The sequence below is a fragment of the Pradoshia eiseniae genome, from assembly GCF_002946355.1.
GTDB lineage: Bacteria > Bacillota > Bacilli > Bacillales > Pradoshiaceae > Pradoshia > Pradoshia eiseniae.
Genome location: NZ_PKOZ01000001.1, coordinates 985,692 through 1,002,129, shown reverse-complemented (window position 1 = coordinate 1,002,129; position 16,438 = coordinate 985,692). Strand labels below are relative to the sequence as shown.

The following is a 16,438-nucleotide window of genomic DNA, read 5'->3' as shown; positions in this document are numbered from 1 at the left end:
TTAGCTAATTCTGCTATCCTTAGTAGTTTTGTTTCCATTTATTATCCCTACCTCTGTGTGTAGTAAATGTGTCCCTAGTAAGGGCAATAACTGGTAGCTAGCCTTTCCTCCATTGGCATTACCCAACTTCATTGGTACTACGCTGCTATCCGACTCCCTACCCGGCATTTGGCTTCCTTACTTGTTATCGCTTGTACACCATACTCTTCTAATAGACAGAAAAGACCGGTAGGGTCTCCCGAGTTGCCGTATCATATCCATGTATGACGTGCCAAGGTCTCTGACTCCAGAGAGATTTTATCTTTCTCGCCTTTAACAAAAGATAAAATATTGCTTTCTGCACGCAGGTAAGGCATCAGCCCTCTCAGTTTACTAACGTTTATGGAGCTCAATCCCTTCAACCATTTGGCTTTCGGCCCGCCACCTAACTGTCTACGCTTAAAGACCAAAGTTACCTTTGGCCCTCCAAGACTCGCTACGAGCGAATGGCTAGTTCTTACTCGGCGGGAATCCCACCCGCTATATGATACGACCTAGGCTCGGCCGCACACCCGCCAATTAATTCAATTAGACCAACCATCATCGCCATGAAAAAACCTGGTTTAACATCGATTGATTCTAACCACCCTGCCGTCCCGCTTAAGCCTGCTCCGCCAAACCAGCCAAACAGCTTTTGCGCTCCATGCGCCAGGAACAACCCGCCGACAATCAGCCTCACAATAAGGAGCCCTAAGTCTTCCATCCATCATTTCCTCCCCTGCTTCTTTAGCAGATAGGAGCTGTGCCGCAATGAAAACAAGAGATAGCCCTATCGTTTATTCCTATCCTAATTGTCCAAATGAACGGATGTCAATAAGTGCCTGTCCTTGAGAACAACCATGATCAGCGGCAAACATAGTACGCAAGCAATTGCTGTACCTCAGAAATGCTTGCTCCTTTTTTAAAGGTCTTTTCAATCGGGAGGTCTGCTCCAGATAACCAAATTTTCAATTCGGAATCCAGGTCAAACGTTCCCGCTGTCTCTGTGCTGAAATGAGTGATGCTTTTATATGGAATGGAATGGTATTCTACCTTCTTGCCGGTCATTCCTTGGACATCCACGAGAATCAAGCGATGCTCCGTGAACACCATCATATCCCGGATTAATTTATAGGCCTGATTGACTTTCTCCTCCGGAAAAAGAATGTCCTTTAACTTCTCTTCTGCTTCTTCTGTCTTCATATTGGAGGAATTGCCTAAAAACGCATCTAAATAACCCATATCTCTTCACTCCTTTTTCTTTTATTTTACCTCAAGCCATACAAAACTTGTACCAAACCGGCGTCCTCTCATCTTTTTATCCTCATCCTTTACCTTAGCTGTATATGAGCGCAATTGTTGTATAAAATTTCACAAAAGATTAATCTAAACATACTAGTGTATAGGGAGCTGAATATATGGACAACTATTATTTGGCAGTAACATATGATGTATGTGAGCATAATGACTTATGTATCGATATGAACCAATATCGAATAGATCCATCTAAGGATATGGATGAACAAATAAAGCAATGGGCCAAGGTGGATGTTGCTCCCTTAGTGAAAGTTTTCTCATCCGAAACAAGTACTTTTAAAGAGTATACATTGTATAAAGAATACATCTTTAAGGAATTTGAGTGCGGGTGTAATGATAATGACTAGCCAAAACTATGCCTCTATTCTTCATGGGGCTTAAATATTGCAGAAATTCCAAAGAAAAAAGACAGGATGAAATAATCCTGTCTTTTTTCTTTTCCGTTCATTAAACCATCACCTTGCAAATATCGTTCGTAAATTCTACCGGGTCTTCGATGGTCAAACCTTCGATAATCAATGCTTGATTGTATAGCAGCTTTGTATATAAATCAAGCTTTTCCTTGTCATGTTCATACGCATTCACAAGTGATGTGAATACCTCATGGTTGGGGTTGATTTCAAGGATTTTCTCCGCCTTGACGCCAGGATTATCCGGCATCGCATTCAGCACCTTCTCCATCTCAATCGTAATTTCCCCTTCTGTTGACAGGCAAACCGGGTGCGATTTCAGGCGCTTAGATGCGCGTACATCCTTCACGCTTCCGGAAAGCGTTTTGGCCATATGGGCGAATAGGTCTTTATGCTCCGCTAAGTCTGCATCTTTCCCATCATCCTTATTCTCTTCCTCAAAGCCTAGGTCTCCGCTTGAAACGGATTTGAATTCCTTCTCCTTGTAGTTCATGAGCATTTTGATGGCAAATTCATCGATATCTTCTGTCAGATAGAGAATTTCATAGCCTTTATCTGCCACCATTTCCGTCTGCGGCAGCTTATCAATGCGATCATAAGACTCACCAGTCGCATAATAAATATACTTTTGGTCCTCACTCATTCTTTCGATGTACTCATCAAGCGTCACGAGTCTCTTCTCCTTAGATGAGTAGAACATGAGCAGGTCTTGAAGCATGTCCTTATTGGCGCCGAAATCACTGTATACGCCAAACTTGATTTGCCTTCCGAATGACTTGTAGAAGCTTTCGTATTTCTCACGGTCATTTTTCAGCAAGGACACCAATTCATTCTTAATTTTTTTGTTGATATTCTTCGCGATCAGCTTCAATTGGCGGTCATGCTGCAGCATCTCGCGGGAGATATTGAGGGAAAGGTCCTCTGAGTCCACCATCCCTTTCACGAAGCTGAAATAATCAGGCAGGAGGTCCGCACATTTTTCCATAATAAGTACGCCATTGGAGTACAGCTCAAGCCCTTTCTCAAATTCCTTTGAATAATAGTCAAACGGAATGTTTTCTGGAATGTAGAGAATCGCATTGTATCGGATTGTCCCATCAACATTGATGTGAATATGCTTTAATGGCTGATCGAACCCGTAATGCTTTTCATGATAGAAGTTTTGATAATCCTCATCCGTAAGCTCGCTTTTATTCTTTTTCCAAATCGGCACCATGCTATTGATGACCTGTTCCTCGATGATTTGCTCATATTCATCGGTCGAGCCCTCTTTTAGCTTGCTCTCAGTCACATCCATCTTGATTGGATAGCGGATAAAATCAGAGTATTTCTTAATGATCTCTTTCAGACGGTATTCCTCTAAGAATTGGCCGTAATCTTCCTCTTCTGTGTTCTCCTTGATCGTTAAGATGATCTCCGTACCGACCTTTTCCTTCTCGCAAGGGGTGATTGTGTAGCCATCAGCCCCCTTGGATTCCCAGCGATAAGCCTCATTGGAGCCGATTGCCTTACTAGTAACGGTGACAACATCAGCAACCATGAAGGCGGCATAGAAGCCAACACCAAATTGGCCGATGATATCATGGCCGTCTTTGCTTTCGTTCTCCTTCTTGAAGGCTAATGAGCCGCTTTTGGCGATAACCCCAAGATTCGTTTCAAGCTCCTCTTGCGTCATGCCAATACCGGTGTCTGTAATGATTAACTGACGTTTTTCCTTGTCAGCACTCACTTTTATGTAATAGTCTTCCTTATTAAACGTTAAATTCTCATCCGTTAATGCCTTGTAATACAGTTTATCAATGGCGTCGCTCGCATTCGAGAGGAGCTCACGTAAAAAGACTTCACGCTGTGAATAGATGGAGTTAATCATCATTTCGAGCAAACGCTTTGATTCAGCTTTAAATTGCTTCTTCGCCATATTTTTTGCACCCTTTCCGTATTCTTCTAGCACTCTATTCCTACAAGTGCTAACATTTTTTAATTATCACAAATTTATTTGTTTTGTCAATAACACTTGGTCGAATAAACCATACCAGAATACAAATACTATCCACGAATTCTAAATAGGGGGTGCCATATATATGCCTAATCTTAATGAACTTGAGCTACAAAACCTTCGTCATCTCATTGGCGGACATGCAACAATCGCCAATAAATTGGATTATTATGCTCAGCAAGTAACCGACCAGGGGATTGCTGCACAGCTTCGAAATGATGCACAGGATGCGCGCAAAAATAAAGAAAATTTAATGACCTTTCTATAATGGAGGATGATACAGATGCAGGAAAAAGATATCGTCAGTGACTACTTATCATGCTTAAATGGTTCCTTGGCAAGCTATGCAGGAATCATTGCCCAAACCGAAAATGAAGAATTGCGCAAGACTATCCAGCAAATGCGTGACCAGGATGAAGCCCGTCAATATGCCGTGTTTTCCATAGCGAAACAAAAGGGCTATTATATCCCAGCGGAACAAGCTACACAGGAAGAGATCAATACGGTGAAAAATCAATTCGCACAAGGGTAAGATGATAAGGACGGCTTCGTGCTGTCCTTTTTGCATTTATAAAAAAAGAGGCAAAATACTTTGCCCCTCGCACATTAATCACATAATACTTTTACGACTGCTTTTCTTACAGATTCTGGCTGTTCAACACAAACACCCGGCATATGGGCATCCTGCGGCATAAATACGGCAAAACAACCTTCTTTTACAATAAGATGATTGCCATCACCCTTCAAGAACATCACATCATTCTCTTTTTGCTCCTCGACTACCTCTGTTTCTTCTTTATTCGTATAGACCATTCTTTCTGCGCCTTTAATGACATATTGGATATCGGTATATTGGTAATGCGCCTCTAATCGGCAGTCTTCAATGAGCTTTGTATCGTATTCCTGAATCATCACAAAGACCTTATCATCCTCAATCTCATACTTTCCTGTCGGTAAAGCATGCAAGTCGTTTTCCATTAAGAAAGCAAAGCCTTTCTTCAGTCTTGGATGCACTCCATTATATAATGAAGCGTTCGATAATTGATCCATAATCATGTATGTAGCCTCCTAGTTGTCTTTTTATATTTGATGAAAATAGTAACAAAAACAATAATAGTGCTTTAAACACTTGTATACAAGTGTGATTTGTGTGGTGGAACAGAATAGTACTATTTTTAACCTCTTTTTTCTTTTTTGATACTTACCAGTTGATTTTAAATATATTTCTTGTTCAAGTCTAATTCTTAGTAATTTTATCTGATTTATATTATATTCAGCTTATAATGACAATATTGGAGTGAATGAATGATGAACAAGATCCCGCTAATTGTTTCAACTGAATGGCTTGAGGAACACCTAAATGACCCAAAGTTGAGGGTTATTGATGCTACCACTTTTATGAAGCCCTTGCAGGATGGGGGAATCACCCTGTCATCCGGTAAGGATTCATACAACGTGGGACATATCCCTGGCGCTGTTTATGCAGATCTATTGCATGACTTATCTAACCCGGGATCAAATCTTCCTTTCACTTTACCTGAGCGTGATGCTTTCGTTCACCATATGGAGAATCTTGGTATCGGGGATAAAGACACCTATACGGTGATTTATGACCAGGGTGCACTTGTAGGTGTTTCTGTGGAAGCACCGCAATGGGCAGCAAGATTAAGATGGCAGCTAACATATGAGGGCTTTGAAAACATTGCTGTTCTCGAGGGCGGATTACAAAAGTGGAAGGAAGAAGGACGTCCTCTTTCTAATGCCACAGACGTATACCCGAAGGCTGATTTTAAGGGAGAGCGCAAGAAAGAAATGCTTGCAACCATGGAGGATGTCATTAAGGCGATGGATGATGATTCCGTTATTCTCATCAACAGCTTATCTCCTGAGGATTTTAAGGGAGAAACAGATACGTACCCGCGGAAAGGCCATATCCCTGGAAGTGTAAACGTCTTCTTTGGCTGCCATGCCAATCCCGAAACGAAGACTATTCTTCCAAATGAAGAGCTGAAGAAGAATTTTGAGAAAACGGGTCCCCTTGATTCAGATAAAAGGGTCATTACCTATTGCGGAGGCGGCATCGCTGCCACCTGGAATGCCCTCGTTTTAGAACAGATTGGCGTTAAGAACATCGCCGTCTATGACGGGTCATTGAATGAATGGGCCTCAAGAGAGGATCTTCCCCTCGTCACTGGCAGCAAATAAGCTGAACGATAAAAAGAGATGGATGCAAGCAAGGCATTCCATCTCTTTTTAGTTTGTTTACATAATATAATTATAATCAATTTATATCTTATGATAAAAAAGATTCCGTGCAGAACTTCAACTCCTCTGCCATTTGGTCAATATCAGCAGAAAGCGAGCGATCTGAATTTACGTATGCCACCCTCTTGCGCAGATGGTCATAAAGCCTTCTAGTGTTGGGTGCTAATTTATCGACGCCCCTGAAGTCAGCGGCTTGGGCGGCGCATATCCATTCAATCGCGAGAACTTTACGTGCATTTTCGAGGATGCTTAGTGCATGTCTCGCAGCTGTAGCCCCCATGCTGACATGGTCTTCCTGATTAGCCGAGGAGGGAATCGAATCGACGCTTGATGGATGAGAGAGCACTTTATTCTCTGAAACGAGTGATGCAGCGACATATTGTGTAATCATTAACCCGGACTCAAGTCCCGGATTCGGGCTTAAAAAGGGCGGCAAATCATTTAATTGGGGATTTACTAGTCTTTCAACTCGCCTTTCCGATATATTAGCAAGCTCAGAGATGGCAATACCAAGGAAATCCATTGCAAAGGCTAGCGGCTGTCCGTGGAAATTACCGCCTGAGATGACTTGGTCAGTCTCCGGAAAGATTAACGGGTTATCGGTAGCGGAATTGATTTCAGTGGTAAGCTTATCCTCCACATAGGAAAGCACTTGCTGAATCGCCCCATGAACCTGTGGAATACATCTCAATGAATAGGCATCCTGAATTCTAACCTCCCCTTGCCTTGTCATCAGCCCGCTGCCATCTACATAAGCACAAATCCTTTTGGCAACATCCTGCTGCTCCTGAAAAGGACGCACCACATGTGTCATCGGCAAGAATGGATCCAAAACGCCGCGCAATCCTTCAAGGGTCAAGGATGCGATACCATCCGCATATTCAGCCAATCTCTTTCCTTCCAGGTAGGCAAGCACACCAGTCGCTGCCATAGCCTGTGTACCATTTATCAAAGCGAGTCCTTCTTTCGCCTCAAGCCTGATTGGATTAAGCCCAGCCTTCTGTAAGGCAACCAATCCTGGATATCGTCTGCCATGATAATAGGCCTCGCCCTCCCCAACCAAGACGAGTGCCAAATGGGACAATGGAGCGAGATCCCCGCTTGCTCCAAGTGAACCCTTGCTTGGAATTACCGGATGGACACCCTTGTTAAGGCAATCAATCAATAATTGGATGAGTTCCTTTCGTACGCCGGAATACCCCTTAGCCAATGCATTCGCGCGGAGTAAGAGCATTAGTCTTGTAACAGGTTCTGAAACCGGTTCTCCTACCCCACAGGCATGAGAACGAATCAAGTTTACCTGCAAATCTCTTACATGCTCGTTTGAGATGGTCGTCTCACTCAGTTTACCGAAACCAGTATTTAGACCATAAACAATATTGCCTTCTTCAAGCTTTTTTTCTACTAAGTTCCTGGCGTCAAAAATACCTTTGTCCGCCTTTTGTGAAATGCTGACCTGTTCATCTTTATATAAAACTCTTTCAATCTCTTTAAGACTCAAGGTATTTCCATCAATGTAAATCATCTCATGACCCCCTCTGTCTATATCTAGACATATAAAAGGCTATATCAGAGACCAGTCTTGATATAGCCCGTGGTGTGCTTGTTTGTCCATATAATGAGAAGAATGACTCTTGCCTATCCTTTCCCCATACATGCGTATGCAGGAAGAGTGAGAATAGACTATCCTTGTTCAGCCCTTATTCATTATTCTTCCAGTCATGAACTGAAGCCATGCATGTACGCCTATCCGGCAAGTCTCTTCAATTCTTGAATCACGTGAAGGATCTAGGCAGACAAAGTCAATATGCTTCACGGCCGGAGATTTACCGATTGAAAGCAGCCCTTCAAACAGCTCCTCGGTTCGCATCCCCCCAGGTGTTGCGGCCGGTACACCAGGTGCAAAGGATATATCTAAAACGTCCATATCAACCGTGACATAAACCAGATCTGTCTCGGACGAGAGCCGCTTTAGCTCTTGTTCTATTAGCCTGGATACACCTATTTTTCTAGTTTCTTTCATAGAATATGTCTTGATTTGATGCCTCTTCGCATATTCAACAAGCTGTTTAGTATTGTAGTATCCATGCAGACCGATATTGACGATATGCTCTCCTCTTACGACTCCACCCTCGATTAGCTGGCGGATTGGTGTCCCATTAGCAGGCCCGTACTCAGCCGGATCCCGTACATCCAGATGGGTATCAAGCTGCAAGATCCCAATCGTTTGATTTGGCTGACTTCTTTTGAGCCCACGGATAGCACAAGCTGTCGTGGAATGATCGCCTCCAATCATGCAAAGGGTTGACTTCGGGAAAGTCTGATTCAAGGCATACGCGGCGATTTCAATCCTCCGGTGTGATTCAGCCACATCTGTCGTGTGCATGAGTATGTCCCCTGCATCAGCGACTGAATAGGAAGTCAGGTCAATCTCTTCTTCAAAGTTATAAGCGGCAAATTGTTTCCAAAGCCTGCGAAAAACCTCTGGATAAAGGGATGCGCCTGAAACACTAATAGATGATTTTGATAATGGGGCACCATAGAGAATGCACTCAGGCACTGATTCTACCTCGTTTATCCTTTGGACCCAATCATGCACATAACCGGATGGTTCAAGTGAATCATTCCAGGACCAATTCGGCTCACGGAGCCAATTATCTGCCAAATCCATTTATGACAAGCTCCCCTCTTTTCCAAACGGAATGAATATGATTAACGCCAAAGAAATATTGAAGCTCACGGTATGAGCTGACATTCCATAAGGCAAGATCAGCCTGCTTCCCCTCCTCAATACTGCCAATACGGTCTTCTCGATTAATCGCACATGCCGCATTATAAGTTGCGGCAGTCAAGGCTTCAGCCGGTGTCATCTTCATCAGTAAGCAGGCTAGATTCATGACTAGCGGCATGGAAACCGTTGGGGACGAACCAGGGTTACAATCGGTTGAGATTGCAACAGGGACTCCCAAATCAATCATCGTCCTAGCATCCGCTGGTTTTTCACCTAAGAAAAGCGCAGTTGCCGGAAGTAAGCAGGCAATGACGCCTGCCTCTGCCATTGCCTTCATTCCAGCTAACTCCGTCTTTAACAAATGCTCCGCTGAAATGGCTTCAAGCTGGGCTGCAAGTTCCGCTCCCCCTGTGGCGACAATCTCATCCGCATGGATTTTTGCTCTTAATCCGGCTTTTTTCCCTGCCAGCAAAATTCGCCTCGATTGCTCAATCGAAAAGACATCCTTCTCACAAAAAACATCAATGAATTCAGCCAAATCTTCTGCCATGACAGCGGGAATCATTTCATTTATGACTGACTCGACATATCTCTCCTCCCGGCCGGCGAAGGATTTCGGAATGGCATGTGCCCCCATAAAGGTTGATACGATATCGATTGGATGCTGTTCGTTTAATTCCCGCATGATCCTCAATTGCTTCAGTTCTGTATCAAGGGCAGTCCCATAACCACTTTTGCCCTCAATCGTCGTCACCCCATGGTGAAGGAAAAGGTCAAGGCGGTTACTTGATTCTTTTAACAGTTGACTATATGGGGTATCATCCGTTTTCTTGGCTGTAGAATGAATACCGCCGCCTGCATTCATGATTTCCATATAGGTATAGCCTTGCAGGCGCCTCTCAAATTCCTCTTCTCTGCTGCCTCCATAGACAAAATGGGTATGCGGATCAACCAGCCCTGGTGTAATGAGACGACCGCCTGCATCTATGACATCCGCTTCTTCCATTCTAGATTCATACTTCTCTTTGATCTCTATGGTTGTTCCGACAGCCTCTATCCTTCCCTTTTCAACCCACACACTCCCGTTATTTATAAGGCCAAGGTCGTTCATATCTTCCCCTATCCTCGGACCTGTTTGCGCAGACTTTAATGTGGCAAGTTCACCGATATTCTGAATCCATACAGGCCGGTTATTCATACTGTTCAGCTCCAGAATCGAGCATTGGCATGTGAATGCCTTTATCCTTAGCTGTCTTGATAGCGCTTTCATAACCTGCGTCTGCATGCCTTACTACACCAAGACCAGGGTCTGTGGTGAGAACTCGATCAAGCTTTTCAGCCGCCTGCTTTGTTCCATCTGCGACAATGACCATTCCCGCATGAATGGAATAGCCCATACCGACTCCGCCGCCGTGATGAACAGATACCCAGGAAGCACCGCCACTCGCATTTATCAAGGCATTTAGAATAGGCCAATCAGCTATTGCATCAGAGCCATCCTTCATCCCTTCTGTCTCCCGATTAGGGGAGGCTACAGAACCAGCATCCAGATGATCTCGTCCAATAACGATAGGTGCCTTTAATTCACCCTTTTCGACCATTTCATTGATCAGTGCGCCGAATCTAGCCCTTTCACCATAACCAAGCCAGGCAATCCGTGCGGGCAGTCCCTGGAATTTGATATTCTTTCTCGCAAGCCTTATCCATTTGCATAAAGATTCATTCTCTTTAAATTCTCTCAATATCAATTCATCTGTTTTAAAAATATCCTCGGGGTCTCCTGATAAGGCAACCCATCGGAAAGGTCCTTTCCCCTCACAAAATTGCGGACGGATATAGGCCGGAACAAAACCAGGAATGTCAAAAGCCTCTGCAACTCCGGCATCCTTGGCAGCCTGGCGGATATTGTTCCCGTAATCAAAGGCAACTGCCCCCTTTTCTTTCATAGAGAGCATAGCCTTTACATGAACCGCCATAGAGGCGGTAGAGCGATTCTGATATTCTTTCGGATTGTCCCTTCTAAGCTGGGCAGCTCCCTCTAACGTCATCCCGCTTGGGATATACCCATATAAAGGGTCATGTGCCGAGGTTTGATCCGTAATGACATCAGGAATAAATCCGCGTTTGACCATCTCTGGCAGAATGTCTGCCGCATTTCCGTAAAGACCGATGGAAAGAGGCACTTTATCCTGCTTTGCCTTTTTAGCCATCCTTATCGCTTCATCTAGAGAAAATGTTTTCTTATCAGCGTATTTTGTCTCAATTCTGCGGTCAATCCGTTTTTCATCGGTCTCTATGGCTATGCAAACTCCGCCATTCATCGTGACGGCCAACGGCTGAGCTCCTCCCATACCGCCAAGACCAGCTGTTACCGTAATAGTGCCGGCAAGTGTTCCGCCAAAATGCTGTCTGGCGCATTCAGCGAATGTCTCATATGTGCCTTGAACGATTCCTTGGGAACCTATGTATATCCAACTGCCTGCCGTCATCTGTCCGTACATCATGAGACCCTTCCGATCTAGCTCACGGAAGACATCCCAGCTCGCATAAGCAGGAACAAGATTTGAATTAGCGAGCAGCACACGAGGAGCATGCTCATGAGTGCGAAATACAGCGACCGGCTTTCCGGACTGAATCAATAAAGTCTCGTCATTATCAAGAGATTCGAGGGACTTAATAATTGCCTCAAAAGCATGCCAGTTTCTCGCTGCCTTCCCGGTACCTCCATATACAATCAGATTAGTGGGATTCTCAGCAACATCTTCATGCAAATTATTTAAAAGCATGCGAATAGCAGCCTCCTGCTGCCAGCCTTTCGTATGCAGCTCAGGACCGCTATAATGCTCATAAAGATTTATATGCTTGATCAATTTCACTCTGCCTCCTAGTCATTTTTCATAATCTCTATTAATAGTTCTCTCATTAACTATCTATATTCAAGTCCTACAAAAATACATTTCCATCATTTAAATCTTAGAGAAAGATGAAAGAGAGCACTCTTATCCGTCAGATAGGATTCCCAGAATAAGATAAAGAAAAGACCATCGGTATTGTTATAAAAACGATAACTTTATGCATGCGAGATTGGTCTATCCCCTTGAATACAGCCGATCTGTAAGCAATGCTTAGTTAGGCGCAATGATAATGGAATCTGGCAAATGAATATAAAAAGTGGTCCATTCTGGTAAGGATGTGCACACCAAATAGCCGTCATAGCTCTCAATAATCTTTCGGCAAACATACAGACCTATCCCTGTGCCCAATTCCTTGGTTGTATAAAACGGTTCAAAAATAGATTCAATGTTTTCCTTTTCAATCATAGGGCCATTATTGGAAAGACTTATGATAATCTGGTGATTTCTAATAAAAGCCTTCACATTAATGATTCTCTCATAAGCTACATTCTTCAATGCATCTATTGAATTCACAAATACATTTAAAATGACCTGCTTCAAGCCATTTCTGCTCGCTTTTATCATAAGATCATCCGCTACATCAATATTGACCTTAACATTTGTATCCACTATGCTGGCATAGCTTAATTGCTTGATTTCTTCAATCAGTTGCCTAATGGATATATCAACGATTAAGTCCTCATTAAATTCGGCCTTCGAGGTATGCAGGAATTGGGTGATGCGGAAATTCAGCTGATTTAGTTCATAATCCATGATGTCCAAATATTTCATATCCGGATATTCCTTTTTCAAAATCTTATTGAATCCCATCACCGCAGTCAGCGGATTGCGAAACTCATGAACAAAGCTTGAGGATATTTGACCAAGCAGCGCCAGTTTATCTTTGTGATTTTCATTAATGAAAGTATTCTTTTCATCAATCACCTTATTGGCAAGATGAGAATACGTAGAAACAAGCTCGTGACTAAAGATATCAAATTGCCGATTCACATCATTGATGACGAGTTGAAGGTTATCGACTGGTATATCCAGCGTCAAGATGAAATTGGTAATGACGCGCCTGCCTTGATTGATGTTGTATAATACATCACCAATATTAATCCTGTTCATCCGTTCAGTTGCGACCTTTTTGGCCATCTCTCTAACAGCAGTCTCTGACAGCTTGCCGTTGATAGTATCAATCATCTGGCTAAACATGAGGTGACGCGCGTTATCCATCTCATCGATTGATTCATCTGCAGCATTCATTTTGATGGAATTCAGCCATTCCTCATACAGCCTTCCCTCTTCCTTAGTCATCCACCTTTCAACTTGCTCGATATATTCATTGTGTTTTACTAATATGGGCTCCATTTCTTTCTGACCACCATTTCACTTTCTCAATTTATATTGAATTTATAATTCGACATAGTCATTTAATATCCTCTACAAAATTAGAAATATTTAGAAATTGAAATATTGTCATGATAAAGTAAAAATCCTGTTAAGGCATCTATTATGCCAACAAAATAATTGACATATTTATGCAATGGCGTAATATCAATTTATAGCATATAAGGCAGGTGACAACCGTTCTTGGCAATGACTATAAGGGGATATCCTATTCCATTTAGAACAGCCGCAATGAACAATCAAACTATGAAAATGTTCAAGATTTTGATTCAAACCGCTCTTTTATTTATCTTTTACTACATTGGGGTATGGCTCCAAGAAACGCTAAATCTTTTAATTCCAGGCAGTGTAATTGGGATGATTCTTTTGTTTTTACTTCTAGTATTCCGTATCCTTCCTCAAAAATGGGTGGATGAGGGCTCCGCCTTCTTGACAGGAATCCTTCCTCTATTATTTGTACCTGTATGTGTAGGGATTATGAAATATGCGAATCTATTTTCTGTAGAGGGAGGCATCATTGTATTTGTCATTTTGATAAGCACACTGATGACGCTAGCGATTACCGGAGGCGTCAGCCAATTTGCTGCCAGAGTCCTTACGAATAGGAGGCTTGGTGAGTAATGAATCAATTCCTGACAGCTCTAATTGTTATCATTTTCACTGTGGTCGTCTTTCTTTTTATGAAAAAGCTCTATTTATCCTATCCGCTCACCTTGCTTACACCCATCCTGACATCTACGATACTGATTGTGGTTATACTGAACTTATTCGGCATTTCTTATGACACATATATGATTGGCGGCTATTGGATGAATCAATTGCTGGGTCCGGCAATTGTCGGATTAGCCTTTCCACTATATAGCCAAAGAAAGATACTCGCAGATAATAAATACGTGATATTAAGCGGGGTCATATGCGGGGTTATTGCGGGCATGGCAAGCGGAATACTGCTCGCTTTGGCGGCGGGAATTAATGAGCGTGTCCTCTATTCCATATTGCCAAAATCGTTTACGACCCCAATTGCGATTGAGCTCTCCAGCCAAGCTGGCGGCATCCCCAGCATGACGGCGATCTTTGTGATGTTTGCCGGGTTGACCGGAGCTGTCCTTGGCCCTCAATTCCTGCGGCTTATCAGGGTTACAAGCCCTATCAGCATTGGAATTGCGATGGGATGTGCCTCCCATGCAATCGGTACATCCAAGACGTCAGAGCTCGGTCTGACAGCTTTTTCAATGAGCTCTGTGTCGATGACATTAAGCGCAGTTATAGGATCATTTTTAAGTCCTGTCATTTTATTGCTGTATCACTCATTCGCCGGTTAAAAGATGACAGAAAGGCCTAATCCTATCAGATTGGGCCTTTTCTTTACTCTTCTCCTGCAGTCATCCATTCCTTAAAGGCTTTATTTTTCTTCTCTAAAGTGTGCAGCTTTTTCATAACGCCCTTTTGCTGGTTCTCAATATCTGCCAGCTTTCCTCTATAACGCTGCTTTTCTATTAATTCTTTCTTCTTCATTTCTGTGAGTCTCTCTATGGCAGCGTAACACCTTTTAATGTTTTTCTTTTCCTCATTCTTAAAATCATTCTCTGAATTAATGATTTCTTCAACCATTTGATTCAATAATTGATCGCATCTTTTCTTCTCAGACAGAACATCAAGTGAGGCAGTCATATTTAATAGTTTCGTTGAAACCTGTTTTACGACACTGGTCTCTAATCGATCTGAGCGCTTTAAGGCTTCAATTTCCAAGATGGACTTCTGACTTTTTTCATATTGCTTAGAGAGTTCATTGAAATGGTCTGATATATTGAGAGCCTGCGTGTCAATATACATTAACGCTGTCTTGATTTCCTCCTTCTCCTCAAGAATCATCTGGTTTTCCAGTTGGATTCTTTTCTCAATCTCCGTTAATTTCTTCTCGGCTTTCTGCATAGAATAGCTTGTTTCAATATGCTTCATCTCCAGCAGATTTGAATCGAGATGCAAATCCTTATAGGCTGTATAGCGATTCTTCCATAAATCAATCAGCCTTTCGCCATCAGCCGTTTCCTGGATACCCGCCAGGTAAGGATAGGAAATCTGCAAAAGAAAAAATGGCATTAGTCTCTTCTTGATTGAATGATGATGATAATTGACGAGCAAGGCTCTTCCATTCAGAATTAAGGGATTGATCAAAAGAGATGACAAAAGAAAATCAGGATAAGGATCAGGCACCTCCGTCCGATTGGCGGATGCCTCTTCCTGCTTTTTCGATAGAAAATACACCATGGAAGGTATAGCCTCGAAAATCATTGGTCCTGCAATTGGCAGCAGCAGCTCCACACTCCCTTTTGTACCTTTTTCTATCAGCTTCGGCAGCACGCTTTCAGGAGAAGCCTCCTTTAACCTCAAGCTGCTTTTCAGCTTATCTCGCTGATGAATAGATAAGGAGTGCAGGCTTGAATAGAGTAACGTAAAATAGGTCGCCTGCCTATTCCTCGGCTCCTCCTTCACATAAAGATCCATTTCAGTTATCAAGCGATTCATCTGATACTGGAGCATTTGGTTAAGATTAGACTCATCCTTCGCATTTTTGACAAATGCTGCATAGAGCTTATCTTGTTTCACTAATTGCATGTGTACATCCAATACCAATTCCTCACATACTTCCTGTAGATGCTCTATGTTTTTTATATACAAATGATCTCTGCCCATTACTTGGCATAGCTCTTGCAATAGATCAAGCTGCACTTCTTCATCTTTCCGATTGTCTAATGCGGCAGCTTTTGACTTTACTTGTTCGGTCAAATAAGAGCCATCCTCTTTAGAGAGTATGGATTTTGATAACGTAGACAATAAATGGGATAATGACGTTTTTGCTAGAAATGAGTAAATAATACGGAGCTCTCTCCCTTTTAATGAAAGCAGGTTGCTCAATAACCGTTCACCATCCATGTGCATTCCTCCCTAATAGCCATAAATATGGATAAGCGTACCATAGCCCGGATGAAAATCTTGGAGGTTGTTGCTGTTAAACCTGGCGGATGAATGAAAGTTATCGGGTTTTTTTGACATATTTCATCTTTATTATTTTGATATTTTTGTTATTTGATATTTTCTGACGGAAAAGGGCGGATTTTCTCTATCTTGCTTAATTCCTTTGTCATTTTTTTGTTTGTTGTTTGGCTTTTCTGATACTTTCCCCGCCTTTTGACCATCCTATTCCCACTCATCCTACCTGTTGTCTGGGCAAAGGGTGGGCATTGCCTGGCTTCTCCCACTTTTCGGACACCCTATTCCCACCCTTCCTACCTGTAGTCTGGGCAAAGGGTGGGCATTGCCTGGCTTCTCCCACCTTTCGGACACCCTTTCCCCACCTTTCATACCTGTTGCCTGGGCAAAGGGTGGGCATTGC

The 16,438-nt window shown here is 42.8% G+C and carries 15 protein-coding genes and 1 pseudogene; 6 read left to right on the top strand and 10 right to left on the bottom strand.

The genetic code is table 11. The annotated features are described in order from the left end of the window. Positions 1-550 precede the first annotated feature (550 nt). Positions 551-742, bottom strand: a pseudogene (locus CYL18_RS04895) (DoxX family protein); the annotation flags it as partial. A 140-nt stretch (positions 743-882) separates the two neighbouring features. Continuing rightward, entirely contained in the window at positions 883-1,260 is a 378-nt protein-coding gene (locus CYL18_RS04890; RefSeq protein WP_104848303.1) for a PH domain-containing protein, read from the bottom strand. A gap of 176 nt (positions 1,261-1,436) precedes the next feature. On the opposite strand from CYL18_RS04890, the gene CYL18_RS04885 reads away from it, so the two are divergent. Next, on the top strand, positions 1,437-1,682 hold the full coding sequence (locus CYL18_RS04885; protein WP_104848302.1) for a hypothetical protein: 246 nt from the start codon (positions 1,437-1,439) through the stop codon (positions 1,680-1,682). Positions 1,683-1,782: 100 nt separating this feature from the next. On the opposite strand, the gene htpG is transcribed toward CYL18_RS04885, so the two are convergent. Then, a complete protein-coding gene (gene htpG, locus CYL18_RS04880; protein WP_104848301.1) occupies positions 1,783-3,663 on the bottom strand; it encodes a molecular chaperone HtpG in 1,881 nt (626 codons plus the stop codon). 163 nt (positions 3,664-3,826) lie between these two features. Here htpG and CYL18_RS04875 point away from each other — a divergent pair, with 163 nt between their 5' ends. Both CYL18_RS04875 and CYL18_RS04870 read left to right on the top strand, forming a co-directional pair. Beyond that, on the top strand, positions 3,827-4,009 hold the full coding sequence (locus CYL18_RS04875) for a hypothetical protein (protein WP_104848300.1): 183 nt from the start codon (positions 3,827-3,829) through the stop codon (positions 4,007-4,009). 15 nt (positions 4,010-4,024) lie between these two features. After that, complete coding sequence (locus CYL18_RS04870; RefSeq protein WP_104848299.1) at positions 4,025-4,273, top strand: spore coat protein; 249 nt, start codon at positions 4,025-4,027, stop codon at positions 4,271-4,273. A gap of 74 nt (positions 4,274-4,347) precedes the next feature. Here CYL18_RS04870 and CYL18_RS04865 read toward each other — a convergent pair whose 3' ends face one another. Then, positions 4,348-4,797 carry a YhcH/YjgK/YiaL family protein gene (locus tag CYL18_RS04865; RefSeq protein ID WP_104848298.1) on the bottom strand — a complete coding sequence of 150 codons (450 nt, stop codon included), beginning with the start codon at positions 4,795-4,797 and terminating at the stop codon, positions 4,348-4,350. Between the two features lie 249 nt (positions 4,798-5,046). On the opposite strand from CYL18_RS04865, the gene CYL18_RS04860 reads away from it, so the two are divergent. Continuing rightward, positions 5,047-5,946 carry a sulfurtransferase gene (locus CYL18_RS04860; protein ID WP_330847567.1) on the top strand — a complete coding sequence of 300 codons (900 nt, stop codon included), beginning with the start codon at positions 5,047-5,049 and terminating at the stop codon, positions 5,944-5,946. 88 nt (positions 5,947-6,034) lie between these two features. On the opposite strand, the gene hutH is transcribed toward CYL18_RS04860, so the two are convergent. The 5 genes from hutH to CYL18_RS04835 all read right to left on the bottom strand — a co-directional run bounded on the left by hutH (position 6,035) and on the right by CYL18_RS04835 (position 13,005). Then, positions 6,035-7,531: a histidine ammonia-lyase gene (gene hutH, locus CYL18_RS04855; RefSeq protein WP_104848297.1), complete on the bottom strand. Its 1,497-nt coding sequence runs from the start codon at positions 7,529-7,531 to the stop codon at positions 6,035-6,037. Positions 7,532-7,699: 168 nt separating this feature from the next. Further along, the gene (locus tag CYL18_RS04850; RefSeq protein ID WP_330847566.1) at positions 7,700-8,677 is read right to left on the bottom strand and encodes an agmatinase family protein; all 978 of its coding nucleotides are present in this window, start codon (positions 8,675-8,677) and stop codon (positions 7,700-7,702) included. Further along, positions 8,661-9,935, bottom strand: a complete 1,275-nt coding sequence (gene hutI / locus CYL18_RS04845) for an imidazolonepropionase (protein WP_104848296.1) — start codon at positions 9,933-9,935, stop codon at positions 8,661-8,663. The genes CYL18_RS04850 and hutI overlap by 17 nt, the downstream gene beginning before the upstream one ends. After that, on the bottom strand, positions 9,928-11,604 hold the full coding sequence (gene hutU / locus CYL18_RS04840) for a urocanate hydratase (protein ID WP_104848372.1): 1,677 nt from the start codon (positions 11,602-11,604) through the stop codon (positions 9,928-9,930). The genes hutI and hutU overlap by 8 nt, the downstream gene beginning before the upstream one ends. Before the next feature lie 258 nt (positions 11,605-11,862). Beyond that, positions 11,863-13,005 carry a sensor histidine kinase gene (locus tag CYL18_RS04835; RefSeq protein ID WP_104848295.1) on the bottom strand — a complete coding sequence of 381 codons (1,143 nt, stop codon included), beginning with the start codon at positions 13,003-13,005 and terminating at the stop codon, positions 11,863-11,865. Positions 13,006-13,233: 228 nt separating this feature from the next. Between CYL18_RS04835 and CYL18_RS04830 the strand changes: the two genes are divergently transcribed. Next, positions 13,234-13,665: a CidA/LrgA family protein gene (locus tag CYL18_RS04830; protein WP_236636251.1), complete on the top strand. Its 432-nt coding sequence runs from the start codon at positions 13,234-13,236 to the stop codon at positions 13,663-13,665. Continuing rightward, a complete protein-coding gene (locus CYL18_RS04825) occupies positions 13,665-14,366 on the top strand; it encodes an LrgB family protein (RefSeq protein ID WP_104848293.1) in 702 nt (233 codons plus the stop codon). Before CYL18_RS04830 ends, CYL18_RS04825 begins: the two co-directional genes overlap by 1 nt. 43 nt (positions 14,367-14,409) lie before the next feature. On the opposite strand, the gene CYL18_RS04820 is transcribed toward CYL18_RS04825, so the two are convergent. Then, positions 14,410-15,978: a hypothetical protein gene (locus CYL18_RS04820; RefSeq protein ID WP_104848292.1), complete on the bottom strand. Its 1,569-nt coding sequence runs from the start codon at positions 15,976-15,978 to the stop codon at positions 14,410-14,412. Between the last annotated feature and the right edge of the window lie 460 nt (positions 15,979-16,438).

What these genes read in the sequence shown, in the direction of transcription:
- CYL18_RS04890 (WP_104848303.1), bottom strand. Translation starts at nt 1,260, where the DNA reads ATGGGTTATTTAGATGCGTTTTTAGGCAATTCCTCCAATATGAAGACA.
- CYL18_RS04885 (WP_104848302.1), top strand. Translation starts at nt 1,437, where the DNA reads ATGGACAACTATTATTTGGCAGTAACATATGATGTATGTGAGCATAAT.
- htpG (WP_104848301.1), bottom strand. Translation starts at nt 3,663, where the DNA reads ATGGCGAAGAAGCAATTTAAAGCTGAATCAAAGCGTTTGCTCGAAATG.
- CYL18_RS04875 (WP_104848300.1), top strand. Translation starts at nt 3,827, where the DNA reads ATGCCTAATCTTAATGAACTTGAGCTACAAAACCTTCGTCATCTCATT.
- CYL18_RS04870 (WP_104848299.1), top strand. Translation starts at nt 4,025, where the DNA reads ATGCAGGAAAAAGATATCGTCAGTGACTACTTATCATGCTTAAATGGT.
- CYL18_RS04865 (WP_104848298.1), bottom strand. Translation starts at nt 4,797, where the DNA reads ATGATTATGGATCAATTATCGAACGCTTCATTATATAATGGAGTGCAT.
- CYL18_RS04860 (WP_330847567.1), top strand. Translation starts at nt 5,047, where the DNA reads ATGATGAACAAGATCCCGCTAATTGTTTCAACTGAATGGCTTGAGGAA.
- hutH (WP_104848297.1), bottom strand. Translation starts at nt 7,531, where the DNA reads ATGATTTACATTGATGGAAATACCTTGAGTCTTAAAGAGATTGAAAGA.
- CYL18_RS04850 (WP_330847566.1), bottom strand. Translation starts at nt 8,677, where the DNA reads ATGGATTTGGCAGATAATTGGCTCCGTGAGCCGAATTGGTCCTGGAAT.
- hutI (WP_104848296.1), bottom strand. Translation starts at nt 9,935, where the DNA reads ATGAATAACCGGCCTGTATGGATTCAGAATATCGGTGAACTTGCCACA.
- CYL18_RS04835 (WP_104848295.1), bottom strand. Translation starts at nt 13,005, where the DNA reads ATGGAGCCCATATTAGTAAAACACAATGAATATATCGAGCAAGTTGAA.
- CYL18_RS04830 (WP_236636251.1), top strand. Translation starts at nt 13,234, where the DNA reads ATGACTATAAGGGGATATCCTATTCCATTTAGAACAGCCGCAATGAAC.
- CYL18_RS04825 (WP_104848293.1), top strand. Translation starts at nt 13,665, where the DNA reads ATGAATCAATTCCTGACAGCTCTAATTGTTATCATTTTCACTGTGGTC.
- CYL18_RS04820 (WP_104848292.1), bottom strand. Translation starts at nt 15,978, where the DNA reads ATGGATGGTGAACGGTTATTGAGCAACCTGCTTTCATTAAAAGGGAGA.